At 61.7% G+C, this 19631-nt stretch carries 17 protein-coding genes; 10 read left to right on the forward strand and 7 right to left on the reverse strand.

Annotated features, from left to right (window positions below):
• Positions 1-20 precede the first annotated feature (20 nt).
• Together EOW68_RS00675 and EOW68_RS00680 are read right to left on the reverse strand one after the other, a co-directional pair.
• Positions 21-647 (reverse strand): fibrillarin-like rRNA/tRNA 2'-O-methyltransferase, encoded by a 627-nt coding sequence (locus EOW68_RS00675; RefSeq protein WP_128223249.1) that lies wholly within the window; start codon positions 645-647, stop codon positions 21-23.
• On the reverse strand, positions 644-1492 hold the full coding sequence (locus tag EOW68_RS00680) for an NOP5/NOP56 family protein (protein ID WP_128223250.1): 849 nt from the start codon (positions 1490-1492) through the stop codon (positions 644-646). The genes EOW68_RS00675 and EOW68_RS00680 overlap by 4 nt, the downstream gene beginning before the upstream one ends.
• A gap of 188 nt (positions 1493-1680) precedes the next feature.
• Here EOW68_RS00680 and EOW68_RS00685 point away from each other — a divergent pair, with 188 nt between their 5' ends.
• From EOW68_RS00685 to EOW68_RS00720, 8 genes are all read left to right on the forward strand, one after another.
• On the forward strand, positions 1681-3720 hold the full coding sequence (locus EOW68_RS00685) for an AMP-dependent synthetase/ligase (protein WP_128223251.1): 2040 nt from the start codon (positions 1681-1683) through the stop codon (positions 3718-3720).
• A 65-nt stretch (positions 3721-3785) separates the two neighbouring features.
• Positions 3786-4340, forward strand: coding sequence for a hypothetical protein (locus tag EOW68_RS00690; protein WP_128223252.1), 555 nt, complete (start codon positions 3786-3788; stop codon positions 4338-4340).
• Between the two features lie 62 nt (positions 4341-4402).
• Entirely contained in the window at positions 4403-4897 is a 495-nt protein-coding gene (gene moaC / locus EOW68_RS00695) for a cyclic pyranopterin monophosphate synthase MoaC (protein ID WP_128223253.1), read from the forward strand.
• Positions 4898-4977: 80 nt separating this feature from the next.
• The gene (locus EOW68_RS00700) at positions 4978-5805 is read left to right on the forward strand and encodes a molybdopterin synthase (RefSeq protein ID WP_128223254.1); all 828 of its coding nucleotides are present in this window, start codon (positions 4978-4980) and stop codon (positions 5803-5805) included.
• A gap of 111 nt (positions 5806-5916) precedes the next feature.
• Complete coding sequence (locus EOW68_RS00705; RefSeq protein ID WP_128223255.1) at positions 5917-7005, forward strand: lysylphosphatidylglycerol synthase transmembrane domain-containing protein; 1089 nt, start codon at positions 5917-5919, stop codon at positions 7003-7005.
• A 23-nt stretch (positions 7006-7028) separates the two neighbouring features.
• The gene (locus tag EOW68_RS00710; RefSeq protein WP_128223256.1) at positions 7029-8207 is read left to right on the forward strand and encodes an alpha-1 4-glucan-protein synthase; all 1179 of its coding nucleotides are present in this window, start codon (positions 7029-7031) and stop codon (positions 8205-8207) included.
• Between the two features lie 38 nt (positions 8208-8245).
• On the forward strand, positions 8246-9397 hold the full coding sequence (locus EOW68_RS00715; protein ID WP_128223257.1) for an extracellular solute-binding protein: 1152 nt from the start codon (positions 8246-8248) through the stop codon (positions 9395-9397).
• Between the two features lie 36 nt (positions 9398-9433).
• Positions 9434-11584, forward strand: a complete 2151-nt coding sequence (locus EOW68_RS00720) for a DUF7846 domain-containing protein (RefSeq protein ID WP_431358678.1) — start codon at positions 9434-9436, stop codon at positions 11582-11584.
• Here EOW68_RS00720 and EOW68_RS00725 read toward each other — a convergent pair.
• Genes EOW68_RS00725 through EOW68_RS00735 form a run of 3 tightly spaced genes read right to left on the reverse strand, consistent with a single transcriptional unit; the run spans position 11577 to position 14557 of the window.
• Positions 11577-12347: a dolichyl-phosphate hexose transferase gene (locus EOW68_RS00725; protein ID WP_128223258.1), complete on the reverse strand. Its 771-nt coding sequence runs from the start codon at positions 12345-12347 to the stop codon at positions 11577-11579. The two genes, EOW68_RS00720 and EOW68_RS00725, sit on opposite strands and share 8 nt — an antisense overlap.
• Positions 12348-12398: 51 nt before the next feature.
• On the reverse strand, positions 12399-14018 hold the full coding sequence (locus tag EOW68_RS00730; RefSeq protein WP_128223259.1) for a GMC family oxidoreductase: 1620 nt from the start codon (positions 14016-14018) through the stop codon (positions 12399-12401).
• A complete protein-coding gene (locus tag EOW68_RS00735) occupies positions 14015-14557 on the reverse strand; it encodes a gluconate 2-dehydrogenase subunit 3 family protein (protein ID WP_128223260.1) in 543 nt (180 codons plus the stop codon). Before EOW68_RS00735 ends, EOW68_RS00730 begins: the two co-directional genes overlap by 4 nt.
• A gap of 75 nt (positions 14558-14632) precedes the next feature.
• On the opposite strand from EOW68_RS00735, the gene EOW68_RS00740 reads away from it, so the two are divergent.
• Positions 14633-16249: an ABC transporter permease gene (locus EOW68_RS00740; protein ID WP_128223261.1), complete on the forward strand. Its 1617-nt coding sequence runs from the start codon at positions 14633-14635 to the stop codon at positions 16247-16249.
• A 9-nt stretch (positions 16250-16258) separates the two neighbouring features.
• On the opposite strand, the gene EOW68_RS00745 is transcribed toward EOW68_RS00740, so the two are convergent.
• Positions 16259-17185 carry an NAD-dependent epimerase/dehydratase family protein gene (locus tag EOW68_RS00745; RefSeq protein WP_128223262.1) on the reverse strand — a complete coding sequence of 309 codons (927 nt, stop codon included), beginning with the start codon at positions 17183-17185 and terminating at the stop codon, positions 16259-16261.
• 103 nt (positions 17186-17288) lie between these two features.
• Here EOW68_RS00745 and EOW68_RS00750 point away from each other — a divergent pair, with 103 nt between their 5' ends.
• Positions 17289-18335, forward strand: coding sequence for a thiamine pyrophosphate-dependent enzyme (locus EOW68_RS00750; RefSeq protein ID WP_128223263.1), 1047 nt, complete (start codon positions 17289-17291; stop codon positions 18333-18335).
• 24 nt (positions 18336-18359) lie between these two features.
• Here the strand turns inward: EOW68_RS00750 and thrC are convergent, their stop codons facing one another.
• Entirely contained in the window at positions 18360-19499 is a 1140-nt protein-coding gene (thrC, locus tag EOW68_RS00755; RefSeq protein WP_431358679.1) for a threonine synthase, read from the reverse strand.
• Positions 19500-19631: the final 132 nt, after the last annotated feature.

The following is a 19631-nucleotide window of genomic DNA, read 5'->3' on the forward strand; positions in this document are numbered from 1 at the left end:
GGTGTGGCGGAGTCGCACGCCTACTTTGGCTCCGCGACGACACCGAGATGATCCTCGTGGAACGGTTCGAGTCCATCAGTGTAGCGAATCTCGTACTCCGCTTCGACCGTATCGAGAACGTCGTCGAAGACCTCGTCGGGATCGCGGGTCACGTCCTCACTTCTGGCCTTGATCGCGAGGACGAGTCGACCGCCGTCCCGGAGAAACTGTTTGTTTGCGACAGCGACCTCGCCCTGCCCGCGGATCGCCACATCCTGCACGATCAGATCGACCGGTTCGACGACGTGGGCGTAGTGCTCGGGCTTTCGCGCATCCTTGAGCAGTGGGAACAGGTTCGGCCGGGCTTCGGCGACCCCGACGAGATCTCGCATCGGTCGCGGTGCGAACTCGACAGCGTAGGTCGGTCCGGCGACGTCGGCGACGTGACTGACCGTCGTGCCACTCGCTGCGCCGAGATAGAGCACTGTACTGTCGGCTGTCAGGCCAGTCTCGACCTCACGGCCGAGCAACACTGCGAGTTTCGACCGTGATCGGTCCCAGCGTCGCCAGCCGTCTTCGGTCGGTTCGCCGTAGACTGGCTCGCCCCGTGTCGCGAGTCCTTCGTCGCCGTCGACCTCGCGGCGCTCGACACCCTCGGGAAGAGTCACGACGCATCACGAGCGCGGATGCGCTCGATCCGTTCGTCGAGTTCGGCCTCGATTTCGGGCCGGTACTCCCCGCTGTAGTAATCGATCCGGGCCGCGATCGCCAGTTTGCCAGAGAGGGCGCGTGCTGCGGAGCCACGATCTACTGGCGCTGTCCCACGAACGTACTCGTGGGTGAAGATAACACCGTGTTTCGGGGACGGCGCACCCCCGCGGAGGTGGGCGAAAAGGGCGTCTTCCGCGCCGAGTACCTGTATCGTCCCGGCGGGTTTTTTCGCGAGTTCCTCAAGCCCGCCCGCGAGTGCGATCAGGCGCGCTGTGAGCTCCGGTCCCGCCATCGCAGTGAGGTTCGGTGCGACCGACTCTGCTGTCTGCTCGACGAGGGTCCGGATCTCCTGGACCTCTGTCTGGAGTCCGACGATCCGGCCCGCAAGCGAGACGAGTCGCTCGTCGATCGGATCTGTCGACTCCCTGTCGGCCAGTTCCTCGATATACTCGCTGTCGACTGTCGCCTCGGGGTCCCGGCTGCCGGCCCACTCAGCGACCCGCTCGGTGAGTTCGTTTGCGAGTCGCTGGCAGTCGTCCAGCGTCCGGATACTGTGGATCAGTTGCTGGTCGTCAGCCCCCTCCCGCTGGCTCACAGCCTGCCGCGATGCCGCGACTGTTGTCTCGTGAAGCCGCTCGTAGTACTCCGATTCGTCGGCGGCGAACCCGGACTCGACCGCGCGGGCTGGCCAGTCCTCGACTGTGCTGGCACTCCCCTCCTGAATCGCGGTGACGCCGGCTTCGATATCTCCCGGCTCGACCCCAGAAAACCACCCCGCTTCGGTGGGGTTATCTTCGCTCATGACCGCCTCTAGTCGCGGCCATCGTTTATGTGTTCTCGATGTGTGCCGTTACCATTCGCTATCCTACAAAGGAATTAACAGATGACAATTCAATAGCCTAAATCCATGACTACTGTAAATAAACTCTTCTAAATTTGTAACCAGAGGAAGGGTATTTTTATATCCTGTCTGTGTACTGACCAGGTAGGATGGTCAACGAGTCACAGGAGCCGGCGTGGCTGCAGGCCGAACGCGACTACGAGGATCCGTTACGAGAGCGGGGAACGATCTCGGAGCTGTTCGAGGCGAGTGCCCAGCGGCATCTCGATAGCGAGGCCCAGCTGTTCAAAGGCGGCGTCTACGATCGCTCGATTGGGCACCTGTTACCCGATCCAGCGCCTGGGGAGTACGGATCGATAACGTACAGATTGTTGCGCCGGATCGTCCGGAACCTGGCGACAGGTTTTCGAGAGATCGGCTTCGAACCCGACGATCGGATCGGACTGTACGCGAATACCCGGATGGAGTGGGCCCAGGCGGATTTCGGATTGCTGGCTGCTGGCTGTGTCGTCACGACCATCTACACTGACTCCTCGGTCGGCCAGGTCGAATATCTCCTCTCTGATCCCGACGCGTCCGGGGTTGTCGTCGAAAACGAACAGCTCCTGGAGAAGGTCCTGACAGTCGAAGACGAACTTGATCTCGAGGGGATCGTCCTCGTCGACGAACCCGAACAGGAGTACAGCCGGGACGATCTCTATACCCTGGCAGATATCTACGAGATCGGTGAGGACGCATTCGACGAGGATCGCTACAGAGAGTGGCTAGCCGACCGGGAGCCCGAGGATCTGGCCAGTCTCGTCTACACCTCCGGAACCACTGGCCAGCCGAAAGGCGTCAGGCTCACCCACTGGAACTTCCGGTCGAACGTCCACCAGATCCGCCGCCGGGCCGGACCACGAGACGATCCGGACCGGCCCGCGATCGACAGTGATGCAACCTCGATCTCTTTTTTGCCACTCGCACACGTCCTCGAACGAACTGTCGGGAGCTTCAACGCCTACGCGGCCGGTGTGACCGTCGGCTACGTCGAGAGTACCGACACGATTGCCGAGGACTTCCAGAAGATCCAGCCGACGACGGCGGCGAGTGTCCCCCGTGTCTACGAACGGATCTTCGATCAGATGCGCGAGCAGGCCTCGGAGAGTGGCCTCAAACAGCGGATTTTCGACTGGGCACTCGATGTCGCAACGGAGTTCCAGCAGGCAGAGGAGCCGAGTTCGACACTCCGGGTGAAACACTCGATCGCCGACCGGCTGGTGTACTCGTCTGTCAAGGAGCAACTCGGTGGCAACGTCGAGATCTTGATCTCCGGGGGCGGGAGTTTGAGTGAGGATCTCTGTCGGCTGTTCAACGGGATGGGAGTCACCGTCATCGAAGGCTACGGGCTCACCGAAACCTCGCCCGTCGTCTCGGCGAATACACCGGAGGATATCAGGCCCGGCACACTCGGAGTTCCCGTCGTCGGTGTCGAGGTTGCGGTCGACAGTACGGTCGTCAACACCGACGAGATCGATCTCCGAAACCCCAGAAGCGATGTCGGCGAGCTGCTCGTCCGGGGAGGCAACGTCACAGATGGCTACTGGAACCGCCCCGGCGCGACGGATCGGGCGTTTACCACCGAGCATCCGGGCGAGAATCGTGGATCGGCCACGACAGCGGGTGTCGCCACAGACGGTCGCGGGAAGTGGTTCAGGACGGGAGATCTGATCGAACAGACACCGGAGGGATTTCTGGTCTTCCACGAGCGTCTCAAACAGATCCTCGTGCCGGATACGGGCAAAAACGTCGCGCCACAGCCTATCGAAGACCACTTTTCGACGAACGACCGCGTCGAACAGGTCGTAATTGTCGGCGATCGCCAGAAATACATCGGCGCATTGATCGTTCCGAACTTCGAGTCGATGCGTGCCTGGGCCGAAACGGAGGGGATCGATCTCCCCGACGATACCCGCGAAGCAGTCGAGGACGACCGGGTCGAAGAGTGGGTCGGCGAGGCGGTCGCAGAGGTAAACGATCACCTCGAAAAACACGAGAAGATCCGCGGTTTCGCGCTGGTCGGCGAGGAGTGGACGCCCGAGAACAAGATGCTCACGCCATCGATGAAGAAAGTCCGGAAGACGATCCTCGACGCTCACCAGCAGGAACTCAGGGAGATCTACGGCGAGGATTACCGACCCAGGGACTAGGTCGTGACAGCTCGCGAATGTGATCTACCGTCACTCGTTTTATACAGCGGCTATATAGCTCTGGCATGAGCGACGAGGGGAGTCCACACGAACGGATGCAGCGCTACGAGGAACTCGAAGCGAAAGAACGGGAGTACCGTGGACAGAAGCGCGCTGTCCTGGAGGATGTGAAAACTGAGCTGGCGTCGACGGTCGAGCGAGCAGTCGATCAGGAAGGTGCAAACGTGACTGTAGATTCGACGAGCAGAGACGGGACTGTTCAGACACTCACTGCACGCCTGGATCGGGCCGCTCTCGTGGCCGAGGTGACGGACGAACTCCCCGAGGGATTCACCGTCAAACGGGTCAAGGACGATGGAACGCTGGCGATCGAGTGGTCCCGTCGGAAGACCTCGCCCGAACAACGTGCGAGTGCGATCCTGCAGGCAATTGTCAACGAGGAACTGGAAACCGACGCTGACGAACTGATCGTCTCCGCCCCGACACGGTCGGACGTGATCGAGCGTGCGGTCGAACTCGGCGTCGCCCGCGATCTGGCCGGCGAGCGCCTCCAGCGACTCGACGACATCGGTCTCGTCGATATCGAGGATGGACAGGTGTTTCCGGACAGCGACGGCTGACTGTCCGTTCTCTTTTTGCCACAGTCCGTGTCCCTTAGGGGCTGGATTGCGTACGTGGGTGTATGACAGACGACGCCTCCAGTGATACAGAGAATCTCACACACGTCGACGACGGCGGCAACGCACAGATGGTCGACGTCGGCGAAAAGGCCGACTCGAAGCGGCGGGCCGTCGCCAGCGGGACGATTCACCTCCAGCCCTCGACGATCGATGCGATCCGGGCAGACAGTATCGGCAAGGGTGACGTGCTCGCGACGGCGCGGATCGGCGCGATCCAGGCTGTGAAACACACCTGGGAGACGATTCCGATGTGTCACCAGATCCCGATCACGAACGTCGACACCGAGTTCGAGATCACCGACCAGTCGGTCGATCTCCGGGTGGCTGTCGAGACAGTCGGCAAGACAGGCTGTGAGATGGAAGCGCTGGAAGGGGTCACGACGGGACTGAACGTCGTCTGGGATATGGTGAAAGCTGCCGAGAAGGACGACGACGGAGAGTATCCCGAAACCAGAATCGGGGATATCGAGGTCGTCGAGAAAACAGTGCGGCGCTGAGCGAACAGTTCACCGCTGCATTGTTGTGAGACAGTCCCTCAAGGCGAACATAAAAGCACCGAGAGCGCCAACAGGGCTGTATGCAAGTCCTCTCCGTCATCGGCCCGTCGGAATGTGGGAAGACGACCCTGATCGAACAGCTTACCGAGCGCCTCTCGGAGCGAGGAGAAGTCGGGACAGTCAAACACATCGACTGTGCGCCGGATATCGACACAGATGGGAAAGATACGGACCGACACCGGGAGGCTGGCGCTGTCCAGACCTACGGGCTCGGTGACGGGGAGTGGTTCGCGCGCGGAGATTCCCTCACACTCGACGACGCGCTGGAGCGACTCGGACAGTCCTGCGACTATGCGCTCATCGAAGGCTATTCCGACGCAGCACTGCCGACGGTCGCACTCGGCGGGAGAGTGTCCGAACGGGGCGAACTGCTCGCCAGCGGTGAGACTGCCGCTGACGTCGATCCGGAACAGGTTATCGACGAGCTCGACGCGACAGACCCCTACGAGACGCTCTCCTCACTGGTCGCCCGCGCGAAGCAGTCCCCAGAACAGGACAAATCGGGCGCAATCGCGACCTTCACTGGTAGAGTTCGGGAGAAAGAACACGACGACGACGAGCCGACGGAACTGCTCGAATTCGAGAAGTACGACGGCGTCGCAGAGGAGAAGATGGCGACGATCCGCGAGGAACTCGAAGCCCGCGACGGCGTCTTCGAGGTGCTCCTGCATCACAAGACCGGCGTTGTCGAGGCTGGCGAAGATATCGTCTTCGTGGTCGTTCTCGCCGGCCACCGCCAGGAGGCCTTCCGGACTGTCGAGGACGGAATCAACCGACTCAAGGAGGAAGTGCCACTGTTCAAAAAAGAGGTTACCGTCGGCGAGGAGTACTGGGCGCACGAGGCGTAAGTCGACCAATCCCACCCGACATATCTTTGGTTCTTCTATTCTGGCAGCAATTGAGTAGAATATCCGGGAGTTTTAGGTGGGCTTAAATATTTGCGGCAGCCAGCGGATTGTATGGGACGAGTCGGTATCACACGCCTCCGAACCATGCTCGGTCAGCGGTGGGTGGGTGTCGTGGGTACCGCGTTCGTCATCGTTGTGGGTATTTTCATCGTGGTTAGAACGGTCGACACCGACCGTGTGGTCGAGGCGATCAGACTGGCTGATCTCGGGCTTCTGGCCGCGGCGACCGGGATTTACACACTCTCGTGGCCGCTCCGTGGACGTCGATACGACGAGATTCTCGGGGAGATGGATCAACGCTGTGGGTTCGGTTTTCTCACTGCGGCTGTCTTTGTGAGCCAGATGGTGAATCTCGTCGTTCCGGCCCGGGCTGGCGACGGGTTCCGTGCGTATCTGCTCAAGAGCCGACGGTCGGTGCCGTATACGACCGGAGCAGCCTCACTGACCGTCGAACGACTGTTCGATCTGCTGGCGCTCGTCCTTCTGGGAACGGTTTCGGGCATGTGGCTGCTCGCAACCGGCAGGACGTTCGCACCGGACCAGACCGGGCAGTTCCTCGTAGGTGCCGGTGGGGTCGGGTCCGTCGCGGTGGTGCTGGCTATCGTGATGCTGTTGGGCGCTCGGGGGCAGTGGCAACTCACCAGTCGAATCCGAGTGCGGGTCGAACGCACCAGGCTCTCGTGGCTCGTCGAGTCACTCGTCCAGTTCGGTGGCGATCTGCGGGTCGTCGTACGGACCCCGAACGCGCTGGCGAGCGTCGGCGTTCAGACGCTTGCCATCTGGGTCCTCGACGTCCTGACCGCCGTGCTCGTTCTGTGGGCCGTCGCGGGCACAGGTGGCGAGTCGGTACTCGGACTCCTGATGGGTGGAACCCTTGCGGTCACTGTCGGCAACCTGGCGAAGGTACTCCCGCTCTCACAGGGTGGAATCGGGCTGTACGAGGCAGCGTTTACTGCAATAGTGGTTGCCGTCTCACCGATCACTGCGGCGACAGCACTCGCGGCTGCTATCCTCGATCACGCGCTCAAAAACGGCGTCACGGTTGCCGGGGGCGTCGGTGCAGCCGTACTGCTGAACGTCTCTCCCGATGCCGTCGATCAGGAACGCGATCGCCCGGACGCAGAATCGTCAGATTTTTAGGCCGGCCTAAAAAACTGGTTCCTATGACATCGCCTACAGCAGATGTCGAGCAGGACATCTGTGTCATCGTTCCGACGATCAGGGAGTACGAATGCATCCGCAGCTACGTCGAGAACGCAGACGAGCACGGGTTCGACACTGACCGACTGTTCTTTCTCCTCGTGACCGAGGATTTCTGCGAGACAGCGGCCATGACGGAGATGTTGTCGGATCTCGGAGTATCCGGTGCCGTCTTCGACGGGAGCCGCCGGGAGGAGTGGTACGACGCGCAGGGAGTCGAATCCTACGGTCACGTCGTCCCGGCCGCCAGCCACGCCGAGACCAGCTTCGGACTGCTCTACATGTGGAACAATCCACAGTTCGAGTACGGCATCTTCATCGACGACGACACCTTGCCACACGACGATTCGGATTTCTTCGGCCAGCACATGGAGAATCTGGCCTACGAGGGCGAGATCGAGTCGGTCACCTCGGACGAGCAGTGGGTGAACGTTCTCTACCAGAACGCCGAGGAACACGGCCTCTACCCGCGCGGCTACCCCTACTCGGCGATGGACGAAACTGTCGAGCGATCGACGACGACGATCGAGCGCGGCGAGATCGTCGCCTCGCAGGGGCTGTGGACCAACGTTCCCGACCTCGATGCGGTCCGGATTCTCATGGACGGCGATCTGGAGGGACAGGCACAGACCCGGACGGTAACGACAGATTTCACCGACGACTTCGTCGCCGAGGCGGGCAACTACCTCACTGTCTGTTCGATGAATCTCGCCTTCCGGCGGGAGGTCATCCCGGCTTTCTACCAGATGCCGATGGACGACAACGAGTGGTCGGTCGGCCGCTTCGACGACATCTGGAGCGGCGTGTTCCTGAAACGGGCCTGTGACCTGCTCGGCAAGCAGATTTACAACGGCCAGCCGCTGTGTGAACACAACAAGGCACCACGTTCGACGTTCGACGATCTGCACAACGAGGTCGCCGGGCTGGAACTCAACGAACACGTCTGGGAGTTGATCGACGACGCCGGAACAGACGCGGAGACGTACGTCGAGGCCTACCGGGCGATGGCCGATGCGCTTCTCGATGCAGACGCGGATGCCTACCGGAACGGGGAGTTCCTGCCGTACTGTGGTGAACACATGCACGACTGGCTCGACGCACTCGACGAACTCCAGCGGGTACCCGCGCCAGCTGACGACTGAATCGACAGCTATAAACATACTTTAGGCAAGCCTAAAACATGACTGATACCAACGATATCGACCGAGATGACGGGGGAGAGGATCGAACGATTGCACGAGGGCGACGCCGGTTTCTGGCGGCGTCGGCGGCGGTCGGGACCGTATCGCTCGCGGGCTGTAGCGGACTGCTCGGCGACGGTGACGATGACGAACCGGAAGCGGGACTGATCGGCTCAGGCCGTGCTGGCCGCCCTGCTCCGGGTGGGACACCGATTGCGGAGCTACCGGATCTGGAGGGCGAACTGGAGGTTTACTCCGGTCGAAACGAGTTCCTCGTCGGAACGATGATGGATTTCTTCGACTCGAACTACCCCGATTTCGACCCGAACGTCCGATACGGTGGCTCGACGGATCTCGTCAACACGATACTCAACGAGGGATCGGGGACACCAGCCGACGTATTCTTCTCGGTGAACGCTGGCTCGCTCGGGGCGCTGGCTGCCGAAGACCGGACCCGAACGCTCTCGGACGACGTGCTCGAGACGGTCCGCGAGGAGTTCCGAACCGACCAGTGGATCGGTACCTCGGGCCGTGCGCGATCTGTCCCGTACAACACCGAGGAATACAGTGAAGACGAGATCCCGTCGGATATCATGGCCTTCGAAGAGTTCGAGGGCAATCTCGGCTGGGCACCATCCTACGGCTCCTGCCAGGCGTTCGTGACGGCCATGCGTCTGATCGAGGGAGAGGATCGAACCCGGGAGTGGGTCGAGACAGTCGTCGACAACGGGATCAGCGCCTACCCCGACGAGTTCGCAACCAGTCAGGCAGTCGCCGACGGTGAGATCGACGCCGGCTTCACCAACCACTACTACATCCAGCGTGTGCTCGACGGGAGTCCCGACGCCCCGATCGCGACTACGTTCACCGAAGGTGACGCAGGATCGATATTCAACGTCGCAGGTGCGGCCGTCATCGACGAAACCGACAGGCCCGAGATGGCAGAGAACTTCATCCGCCATCTCCTCTCTGCCGAGGCCCAGGAGTTCTTCGCAGTCGAGCGGTTCGAGTACCCGCTGATTCCGGGTGTCGAACCCGTGGGGGATCTGCCGACCATCGACGAACTGGACGTCCCGGATATCGATCTCACGGAACTGTCCGATCTCCAGCCGACGATCGATCTGATGCGCGATGCGGGCGCACAGCTGTAAGACGAACTGTCAACCGATAGTTAGCTCATTCGAATCGTGAACGTACCGTCACAACTGCGCGTTGCGAGTCAGCCACGCGAGCGCCTGCTCGCCGGAGCGATCGCAGTGGTTGCGGGGCTCGTCGTCTTTTTCATCGCTACGGAGCTATTTCCGTATCATTCGAGCAACCACGACGAGGGTGTCTACCTCCAGCAGGCATCGATGCTGCTGGACGGTCAGCTCCAAATGCGACCCGGCGTGTTCGGTGATGCTGTCAGACCGTGGTTTTTCGTCGACAACGGGGAGACGATGTATCCGAAATACCAGCCACTCCCGGCCGGGCTGTACGCGATTGCGATGGCGCTGTTCGGTGAGCCGCGGGTCACGCTCGCGCTGGTCGCGGCGGGAAACACGGTCCTGGTCTACGTCCTCGGCGCGATGGCGTTCGACCGCAAAGTGGGAGTCGTCGGGGCGGGGGCGTTCGCGTTCGCACCGATGACGCTGATGACCTCCTCGGTGTTTCTCCCCTACGCTCCGACGACGGTCTTCAATCTCGCCTTCGCCGTTGCCTATCTCCGGAGTTATCGTACCGGAAGCATCCCGGCTGCCATCGCTGCCGGACTGCTGATCGGGACTGCCTTCTTCATGCGGCCGTTTACCGCCGTTCTGTTTGCTGCACCGTTCATACTCCACGCACTCTGGGAGCTTTTCACGGCGATCCGTGACAGGTCGACCGACCTCGCCTCGCTCGCAGTGCCGGATGCGATCACTCGCCAGGCTGCAACAGCGACGGTGGGTCTCGCGTTCGTCGTCCTCGCCCTCGCCTACAACACGTATCTGACCGGCTCACCACTCCTGTTCCCGTTCCAGGCCTTCGCGCCGATGGATGGACCTGGCTTCGGAATCCGACGGATTCTCGGCCACGGAATCGAATACACGCCGGCCGTCGCCTTCGAATCGAACACGGCAGTGCTGTACTACCTGCTGACACGCTGGGCGCCAGCGGGGATCGTCGGCTCCCTGCTTGCAGTCGTCGGGCTGGTGTTCAGTAGTCGTTTCCGTGGACTGATTCCGGGTCTGCGTGGTGTCTCAATTCCCGGTGATGCGATTCCTCGCCGACTGATCGCGGGTCTGTTCGTGACCGTACCGGGTGGTAACTTCTTCTTCTGGGGGAACCACAACGTCCTCGCGAACCCGGCCGATCCGACGGATGGCTTTCTCGGCCAGTTCGGCCCGTTCTATCACTTCGACGTGCTCGTCCCCGTCGCGATTTTCGCCGCCGCCGGGGCGGTCGGACTCTGGCGAGGACGCAGCGCAGTGGCTTCACGGTTCGACGACGTCATTCCATCCACGGGACGGCGCGCGGTCGCAGTCTCGGTTCTCGTTGCATTTCTCCTCCTCAGCGGCGGTGTCAACGCAGCGCTTCTCGACGGGCCTGTGGAGCGAAACGCCGCACAGACGGCTACCTACGAGGATGCATACGCGCCCTTCGAGGAGGCCGAGTTCGACAACGCGATGGTCTTCGTGCCGACGCCGTACGGACCGTGGCTGAACCATCCATTCCAGTATCTCCGAAACGATGGTGGACTCGATGGCGACGCTGTCTACGTTCTCCAGCAGGACCCCCAGCGGAAGTTCGAACTCGTCGATGCCGCTGGTGATCGGAGTCTCTACCGCTACACCTACAGAGGCCAGTGGACGGTCGACCCCGACGAACGTGAGATCAATCCGGCACTCCAGGAACTCACTGTCCGGGAGGGCGAGACTCTCGATGGAACCACGACTGTTGGCATCCCGGAACAGGTGAGTCACGCCGTCGTCCGGCTCGAAACGGATGCTGGGTTCTCGTCGGCCACCGTTACAGATCCTGCGGACAGCACAACTGTGGGGTGGTCGCTTTCGAACTCCTCGGCATCACTCGACCGCGTCGGTGGGGAGTCGCTCGGAAACGCGACAGTCGCGGTCGAATCAGTCGATCAGGTCGTGCTAACAGTTCGACTCGTCCAGCAGGGTGCCGGCACACTGACATACAGACAGGAGGCTGCAGTCAGAACGACGGACGAAGGTATGTCAGCGGTCTGGCCACCCGAGCGCACCGTCTGCTCGTTCGTCGATGACTGTGGGCGTGAGGGGACGTATCTGCCGGAGAAGCCCGAACAACACCGTGACGGCGTGTTCTTCGAAACAGAACTGGAAGACGCTACCTGAGCTGTTCTTCGAGACAGACCGTGACGATCGATTTCCCGATGGCGAGACCACCCTCGATCGGGTCGAGTTTGGACTGGCCTGCTCGCTCGCGGTACTCGATCGGATGCTCCCTGATCTCGTAGCCACGCATCTTCGGACGAATGAGCAGTTCGGCCGACAGTCCGGTGTTTTCGGTCCACTCGATCTCCTCGACGACCTCACGACGGTAGGCGCGCATCCCCGTCGTCGTATCGTGAACGCGGGTACCCATCAGCACACTCGCGGTGGCCGCGAAAAGGTGGTTGCCCAGCCGATTGAACGCCGGCATCGCATCCGCACCGTGGTAGAGCCGGTCACCGCTGACGACGTCGTACCCCTCGTTGATGAACGCCAGAAACTCCGGCAGCTGTTCCATCGGGTAGGTGTCGTCGCAGTCAGTCGTGACGACGATCGGTCGGTCCGGTGCGAGCACTGCAGCTTTCACTGCGACTCCGTACCCCTGTGGCTCCTGTTCGATGACGCGTGCGCCGTGTTCGCGCGCAATCTCGGGCGTGCGATCCGAGGAGCCGTCGACACAGACGACCTCGGCCTTGCCGTCTGTGACCTCCTCGATATCGGAGAGGACTGTCCCAATCGCTTCCGCCTCGTTGTACGTCCCCATCACGACGCTCACGTCTTCGAAGGTGAACTTCTCGTCTCCACCAGCTGTCCCTGACTGGTCGTCCGTCTCACTGTGTCCATCGATGCTCGGTTCCGGAGTCGTCTCGTCTTCGACGTGGCTCATTGCTCACCCCTTTCTGTTGCCGACGGTTAAGTTTTTAGGTCTGCCTAAAATCTAGTCAGCGAGTTTACTCGAAGGCTGTTTTGCGAGAAAGCCTTCGACGGTGTCGGCGGCACGCAGCGAGAGCGCCGCGATCGTCAGAGTGGGGTTGAATGCACCGCCAGTCGGGAAGACGCTGCTGGATGCGATCCAGCAGTTGTCGAGGTCGTGTGTCTGCAGCGCTGGATCGACGACGCTTTCGGCCGGATCCGTCCCCATCCGCGTCGTTCCCATGTGGTGGTAGGTCGGGCCGGTGTTTTCCGGACCTGCGGTCCAGGTGATCTCCGCGCCGAGTTCTTCCAGAATATCGTGCTGGATCTCGTTGGCACGCTCGATGGTGCGCAGGGCCCGATCCCCGACGTTCCAGTGGACGTCCGGGACTGGGTTGCCGTGGTTGTCAGTCCGGTCAGGATCGAGTCCGACGTAGCTGTCCTCGCGGGGCAGTTGTTCGACCAGTCCGCGGACAGCGATGTGGTTGCCGTAATCAGCGCGCAGTCGTTCGAGCAGGTCGTCACCCCAGTCGTCGCCCGTAAGTGCCAGTTCGACCGGTGACGGGCCAGCGTAGTTGGAGAATTCGAGTTTGAACGGTCCGATTTCCTCGTCGGCCTCGTCGTAGAACTGGTGGGATTCGCTCGTGAAAAAGCCGACGTGGTTCTGGCGGGTCCGCTCGTCGAGAACCCCACCAGCGCCAGCGAACAGGTGATCCATGAAGTACTGACCCACGAGGCCGCTGGAATTTGCGAGCCCGTCCGGGTACTCCGGGGACTCCGAGAGCAACAGGAGCCGCGGCGTCTCGACCCCGCCACAGGCCAGTACGAAGGCGTCGGCAGTCTGGCGGTGTTCTATCCCATCGGGTGTCGCATAGACTGCGGCTCGAATCTCGTCGGCCGTATGTTCGAGACGCTGAACCTGGGCGCGGTCGATGATCGTTGCACCCTTCGACTCTGCACGGTCGATGTGCACCGTCGCATCGTATTTCGCGCCCGTTGGACAGACCGGCTGACAGGTGCCGTAGCCCACACACTCGCTACGGTCGTCGTAGGATTCGGAGTTCCGGGCGTTCGGCACCGAGTGCATCGTTATTTCGAGTTCCTCACAGGCCTCGGCGAACAGGGAATCGCTGTAGGAGGGGCGAAAGGCGGGCATCGGAAACCGGTTTTCTCGGGGCGGTGCGAACGGGTTGTCTTCGGCCCCAGAGACACCGATCTCCCGCTCCGCATCCGCGTAGTAGGGCCTCAGATCCTCGTACTCTATCGGCCAGTCTGGCCCGACACCGCGTTCGGATCCCGAATTAAAATCGTCTTCGTGTAACCGCATCACCATCCCCTGCCAGTGCAGGGTCGATCCGCCGATCCCTTTGACACGGGTGTGGTTGAGCGGGTAGAACCACTCCCCGCTCGCGGAATGTGCGTCGCGCTCGGGATCGCTATCCCAGACGGCTGGTCTGTCGAAAAACGGTCGGATCGCTCGCTTCTGGCGCTGGAGACGGCTCTCGTCTTCGAACCGTGGGCCAGCATCCAGCACGACGACTTCGAACTCGCTCGCGAGTCTGTCGGCGATCAACGCACCGGCAGGGCCGGCACCGACGATACAGAGATCCGCGGTCTCGACCGGTGTTCGGTCCGTCGAACTCATGGTGGCCCCTGCTGGTAGCTTTCGGTGCCGCCAGGGTGGCCCTGGGGATTTTCCAGCCCGACGAGTTTCCCGCCTTTCGTCGACGCGTACAGCGCGAGTAACAGTTCGTTGACCACGTAGTACCGCATCCGCTCGGCGGTCGTCCCAGTGGGATGCTCGTCGACGGTGTGTGCACTGACCTCCCGAAGAAGCTGTTCCCGCGTCTCCCGTGATAGCTCCGTGACTGGGCCGCCGTGCCAGGATTCGGCCCGGTCTTCGAGCTCTGCCACCGACGCTCTGACTCCTCGTGCGTGGTCTTCCCGCTCCAGCCGGGAGTCGAGAAACTCCTCGACGAACGGTTCGATCCCGGAAACCTCTGTCGGATAGACGACCTCCGCGATCGCGACCATCGACTCTTTGACGTGCTGATCAGGGGGAAGACTCTCTTCGGGATCACCGGACGGCCCCTCGGACTGCAACCGGGAGAGTCCGACGCCCGCTGTGGCCACACCGCCGACAGCGGTGAGGGCGGCGACTGCATCCCGCCGCGTCAGTTCCATACCTGATTTAGGGAAACCTAAATCCTTATATTCGTCGGAACGCCACCCTACGCTACGGAGTCGATTCCAGGGAAGATGAGATCACCACGTGAGACAGTTCGGCGGATCGCCAGGGGGACAGAGGACGAACAGCTACCGGTCGGACTGACGCTTCTGGCCGGTGCGGTCGCCGCTGCGATGGTCTTTCCCCTGACGTGGCTGTTCGTCAAGGCCTGGACCGTCGATCTCGGGCGGGCTCGCGAGCTAATGTTTAGCGCGGAGACACTCGATATCCTCGTGAACAGTCTTCTGTTGATGAGCCTCGTCACGGTCTTTTCGATCCTGATCGGCGTCCCGCTGGCGTATCTCACGGTTCGAACGAATCTACCCTTCAGACGGTTCTGGACGATCGTCGTTGCACTCCCGCTGGTGGTTCCGAGCTACATCGGTGCCTTCGCCTTCGTCTCGGCATTCGGCCCGAGCGGTGAGTTCCAGTCGCTGCTGGCTGGCTTCGGGATCGAGCGGCTTCCGGAGATTTACGGGCTCGAAGGCGCAGTCTTCGTCGTCACGCTGTACACCTATCCGTACGTCTACCTGACGACGCGGGCGGCTCTGATCTCCTTCGACGAGGGACTGATCGACGCCGCACGGACACTCAACCACGGCCGCTGGGAGGCGTTCCGCCGGGTAACGCTCCCGCAGGTCCGGCCAGCGATCGCAGCAGGTGGACTCCTGGCTGCACTGTATGCGCTCTCCGATTTCGGAACGCCTGCAATCATGCGGTTTCCGGTGTTCACACGGCAGATATACGTCGAAAACAGGAGCTTTGGGCAGGATTATGCAGCGCTTCTGTCTCTCCAGTTACTGGCGGTCGTCCTGGTTGTCCTCGCGCTGGAATGGCGGATCCGCTCGAACCAGACGGTCAGCGGCGACGGCTCGGAGGGAACCGAGAACCGGATCGATCTCGGCTGGCTTCGCTGGCCGGCAACAGTGGTTCCGGCGGCCGTCGCGACTGTTGCGCTGGTCGTTCCAGTCTGGATTCTGACACTCTGGACCCAGCGTGCGGGAGACACCTACAGATCGGATCTCACCTTCGAGTGGATCCAGGCCGTCAACTCTGTCAGCGTTTCGGCGGCAGCGGCACTCGTTGCCGGTCTCTGTGCGCTTCCAGTCGCGTATCTGGCGGCGAACCACGATAGCCCATTGGCCGTTGTTTTCGAACGACTCACCTACGTCGGGTTTGCGGTTCCGGGTGTGGTGCTCGGTCTCGCACTCGTTTTCTTCGGCGCTAACTACGCACCGTGGATCTACCAGACGACCCCCTTGCTCGTCTTTGCCTACGTCGTCCGGTTTCTGCCCCAGGCTGTCGGCTCGACGCGAACGTCGATTCTCCAGATCGATCCCGAACTGGTCGAGGCGAGCCGCGTTCTCGGGGAATCCTCACTGGGGTCGTTCAGACGGGTGACGCTCCCGCTGGTGCGCTCCGGAATCGTCGCCGGCGCTGCACTGGTCTTCCTGACGACGATGAAAGAACTGCCAGTAACGCTGTTTCTCCGCCCATCCGGATTCGAATCGATTGTCACCCAGATCTGGGCGGCACAGGCGAACGCACTCTACCAGTACGCTGCAGTCCCGGCACTCCTCCTGATGTTCATCTCGGCACTGTCGATGGTCGTACTGCTCGCCCAGGAGAACAACGACAAGGGGCTCTGAACGGGGATCTTACAGCTCGTCGAGCAACGTCCGGGTCGTCCGACGGATCGCCTCGTCACTGGATACGGTTGGCTCCCAGCCCAGCGCTGATAGTTTCTCGATAGAGAGGCGCATCTTCGGGACGTCGCCCGTCCAGCCGCGCTTGCCGCCGGTGTACTCACGGCTCGGATCGACGCCCATCTCGTCGGCGACGATCGTCGCGATCCGATCGACCGACGTCGTCGTTCGCGTCCCGAGATTGAACGTGTTCACAGGTCTCTCTGTCTGTTCGACGATCGTGAGCATGGCGTCGATGCAGTCGTCGATGTAGAGATAGGATTTCTCCTGTCGACCGTCGCCGAGGATTTCGAGCGTCGTCGGGTCGTCGCGGAGTTTCTCGATAAAGTCGGGGACGACCGCACCGCGCAGTCGGGAGCCGACGACGTTCGCGAAGCGGAAGTTCCAGACGGTGAAATCGTGGCTGTGTCCGAACACGGAGAGCAGTGCTTCCTCGGCGAGTTTCCCCGCGCCGTAGATGCTGATCGGCTCCAGCGGGGCGTAATCTTCCGGTGTCGGCCGCGGTGCCTCGCCGTATACAGTCGAAGAGGATGTAAACGCAATCCTGTCGACGCCGACCGACTCCATCTGTTCGAGGAGTACCTCGGTCAGCCGGTTGTTCGAGCGAAACTGTGCGATATCGTCGCGGGACGCGTCCTTGTCCGCTGCGAGATGGAAGACCAGATCGATATCGGGGGTAACTGCCTCGTCGAGGACAGCCTGATCGGTGAGGTCACCGACGACGAGCTCTGCGTCCCCGGGAATCCAGGATTCGGTGCCGTTCGAGAGATTATCGACGACTCTGACGTCGTTGCCGTCGGCCAGTAGCCGTTCGACGAGATGTGAGCCGACAAATCCACCGCCACCAGTAACGAGAATGTGGCTATCTGTAATCGACATACTCCTTCGACGAGCGAGGGGAAATTAATTATTCTGTTCCTGATTCTGTCCCACGGGGTCGTACGTGGCGAACAATCTTGTCGAAGCGCTGCGTGGGTCTCGTATGCGCCAGGTCATCGAGACACATGGATTCGACGAGATCCGAACGACTGAATCCGAGGCGATTTCGCTGTACCGTGACCTGGTCAGGGCGCGCCGGTTCGACGAGCGGGCACTCGCACTCCAGCGACAGGGCTGGATGAGCAGCTACCCGCAGTTCCGGGGACAGGAAGCGTCACAGGTTGGTGCTGCACACGCACTCCGGGAGAAAGACTGGTTCGTGCCGACCTACCGCTCGAATGCATTCCAGATCGCCCGTGGCGTTCCGATGAGTGATATTCTACTCTTTCGGCGGGGCCATTCGGAGTTTCAGTCCGACCACGACCGGCCGATCTTCCCGCAGGCAGTCCCCATCGCGACACAGATACCCCACGCCGTCGGTCTCGGAATGGCTGCGGATCTCAGCGACGACGACCGGGTTATCTGCTCGTATTTCGGCGACGGCGCTACGTCGGAGGGTGACTTCCACGAGGGGTGTAACTTCGCGGGTGTGTTCGACGCACCTGTGATCTTCTTCTGTGAGAACAACGGCTGGGCCATCTCCCGCCCGGCACGCCAGCAGACAGCCTCTGCGACGATCGCCCAGAAAGCAACTGCCTACGGCTTCGAGGGTGAACGTGTCGACGGCAACGACCCGATCGCTGTGAAACAGACCGTCGAAGCGGCAATCGAGCGAGCAAGAGAGGGAGTGCCGACGCTCGTCGAGAGTCTGACGTACAGGCAGGGTGCTCACTCGACGAGCGATGATCCATCGCGGTACGAACACACCCAGGAGTCCCTACCGGCGTGGCGGACCGCCGATCCGGTCGATCGGTTCGAAACGTATCTAAGGGATGATGGAGTTCTGGACGACGATCGCATCGAGACGATCCACGAGGAAGCCGAGGAGGAACTCCGCCGGGCTATCGAACGAGCCGAAACGACGGAGCGGCCCGACCCGGACGAACTCTTCGAGTCGGTGTACGAACAGCTGCCTGATCGGCTGGCCGAACAGCGAGCGTGGCTTCACTCCCACATCGAGGATCACGGAACACCGGAGTTCGATTACTGACTCGGGACGATTACACTGACCGCATCAGTCGAGCGTTCTCGCTGCTGTGGCAGTATCTTTGAGCCCATCACCGGTGATGACTGCGACTACACCCTCGCCTGGGTCGATCGTTCCCTGCTGGCGGGCTCGCTCGATCCCGGCAACTGCGGCAGCGCTGGCCGGCTCCGCGAACACGCCCTCGTTACTGCCCAGCATCCGCAAACTTTTGTGGATCATCTCGTCGCTGACGGTCACTGCTGTGCCACCACTGTCCGCGATTGCCTCGCGTGCATCGAGCTTCCGGTGTGGCTCGTCCACGTCGATGCTGTCGGCACAGGTGCCAGCACTGTCAGCGACTCTGTCGCCGTCCCGCTGGATCGCGGCCGCGCTCTCGGCTTGCACCCCGAGCAGTCGCGGGCTCCCGTCGACGGAGCCCAGCCGCTCGAACAGCCGCCAGCCGCGCCAGAGATCGGCGATCGTCCCGCCGTTACCCATCGAAATCGCGATCCAGTCCGGTGACTCGGTCTGTTCGGCGAGTTCGAACCCGAGCGTCTGCGATCCGGCCGGCACGTACGGGTTGGTTCCTGCACTCCGGTCGATCCGTTCGGAGTCGAGTCCCTGCGTCCGACACGCCTCGTAGGCGTCGCCGTAGCTGCCTTCGACTGTGATCAGATCCGCACCGTAGACTCGCGGCTGGATCGCTTTCGCTTCGGGGAGTCGTTCCGGGACGAACAACGAACACTCCAGATTCCCGCGCGCAGCGTAGGCGGCGATCGAGGCCGCCGCGTTCCCCGTCGAGGCACAGATCACACCGGTACAACCCCGACTTTTCGCCCGGGTCGCGACGACAGTGCTGCCGCGATCTTTCGCCGACCCCGTGGGGTTGTTTCCTTCCAGTTTCAGCGAGAGCTCGACACCGAGCTCCGCTCCTGTCGTCGGTGCCGTGACGAGATCTGTCCACCCCTCGCCGAGTGTGACCGGATCGACTCTGTCGACTGGCAGCAGCTCCCGGTACCGCCAGAGACTGCTGCCGGAGAAATCGGGATCGAATCGCTCACGGACAGTCTCGATCTCGTAGGACAGTTCGAGCACTGTCGGGTCGTCGTGTTCGAGACACCGGGTCTGTCCGCCCGGCGCGAACTCGCGTTCGCAACGCGGACAGCGGAGGGTGATCCCGGCAGTCATTAGCTGGTCACCGAAAGTCATCGGTGGGACGGTTATATAGCTTTCCACCCACCTTTTTTAGCGTCGGGGTGGCGCGGAGCGCGAACCCCACCGCGAGAAAACGGGGCGAAAAATGCTGGGGCGCCGCTTTTG

The sequence above is a fragment of the Halovenus amylolytica genome (assembly GCA_004015825.1).
GTDB classification, from domain to species: Archaea; Halobacteriota; Halobacteria; order Halobacteriales; family Haloarculaceae; genus Halovenus; species Halovenus amylolytica.

Excerpts from the sequence above, each read along its gene's own strand:
- EOW68_RS00680 (WP_128223250.1), bottom strand. The coding sequence starts at position 1,492 with ATGAGCGAAGATAACCCCACCGAAGCGGGGTGGTTTTCTGGGGTCGAG.
- EOW68_RS00685 (WP_128223251.1), top strand. The coding sequence starts at position 1,681 with ATGGTCAACGAGTCACAGGAGCCGGCGTGGCTGCAGGCCGAACGCGAC.
- EOW68_RS00690 (WP_128223252.1), top strand. The coding sequence starts at position 3,786 with ATGAGCGACGAGGGGAGTCCACACGAACGGATGCAGCGCTACGAGGAA.
- moaC (WP_128223253.1), top strand. The coding sequence starts at position 4,403 with ATGACAGACGACGCCTCCAGTGATACAGAGAATCTCACACACGTCGAC.
- EOW68_RS00700 (WP_128223254.1), top strand. The coding sequence starts at position 4,978 with ATGCAAGTCCTCTCCGTCATCGGCCCGTCGGAATGTGGGAAGACGACC.
- EOW68_RS00705 (WP_128223255.1), top strand. The coding sequence starts at position 5,917 with ATGGGACGAGTCGGTATCACACGCCTCCGAACCATGCTCGGTCAGCGG.
- EOW68_RS00710 (WP_128223256.1), top strand. The coding sequence starts at position 7,029 with ATGACATCGCCTACAGCAGATGTCGAGCAGGACATCTGTGTCATCGTT.
- EOW68_RS00715 (WP_128223257.1), top strand. The coding sequence starts at position 8,246 with ATGACTGATACCAACGATATCGACCGAGATGACGGGGGAGAGGATCGA.
- EOW68_RS00725 (WP_128223258.1), bottom strand. The coding sequence starts at position 12,347 with ATGAGCCACGTCGAAGACGAGACGACTCCGGAACCGAGCATCGATGGA.
- EOW68_RS00730 (WP_128223259.1), bottom strand. The coding sequence starts at position 14,018 with ATGAGTTCGACGGACCGAACACCGGTCGAGACCGCGGATCTCTGTATC.
- EOW68_RS00735 (WP_128223260.1), bottom strand. The coding sequence starts at position 14,557 with ATGGAACTGACGCGGCGGGATGCAGTCGCCGCCCTCACCGCTGTCGGC.
- EOW68_RS00740 (WP_128223261.1), top strand. The coding sequence starts at position 14,633 with ATGAGATCACCACGTGAGACAGTTCGGCGGATCGCCAGGGGGACAGAG.
- EOW68_RS00745 (WP_128223262.1), bottom strand. The coding sequence starts at position 17,185 with ATGTCGATTACAGATAGCCACATTCTCGTTACTGGTGGCGGTGGATTT.
- EOW68_RS00750 (WP_128223263.1), top strand. The coding sequence starts at position 17,289 with ATGCGCCAGGTCATCGAGACACATGGATTCGACGAGATCCGAACGACT.
- thrC (WP_431358679.1), bottom strand. The coding sequence starts at position 19,499 with ATGACTGCCGGGATCACCCTCCGCTGTCCGCGTTGCGAACGCGAGTTC.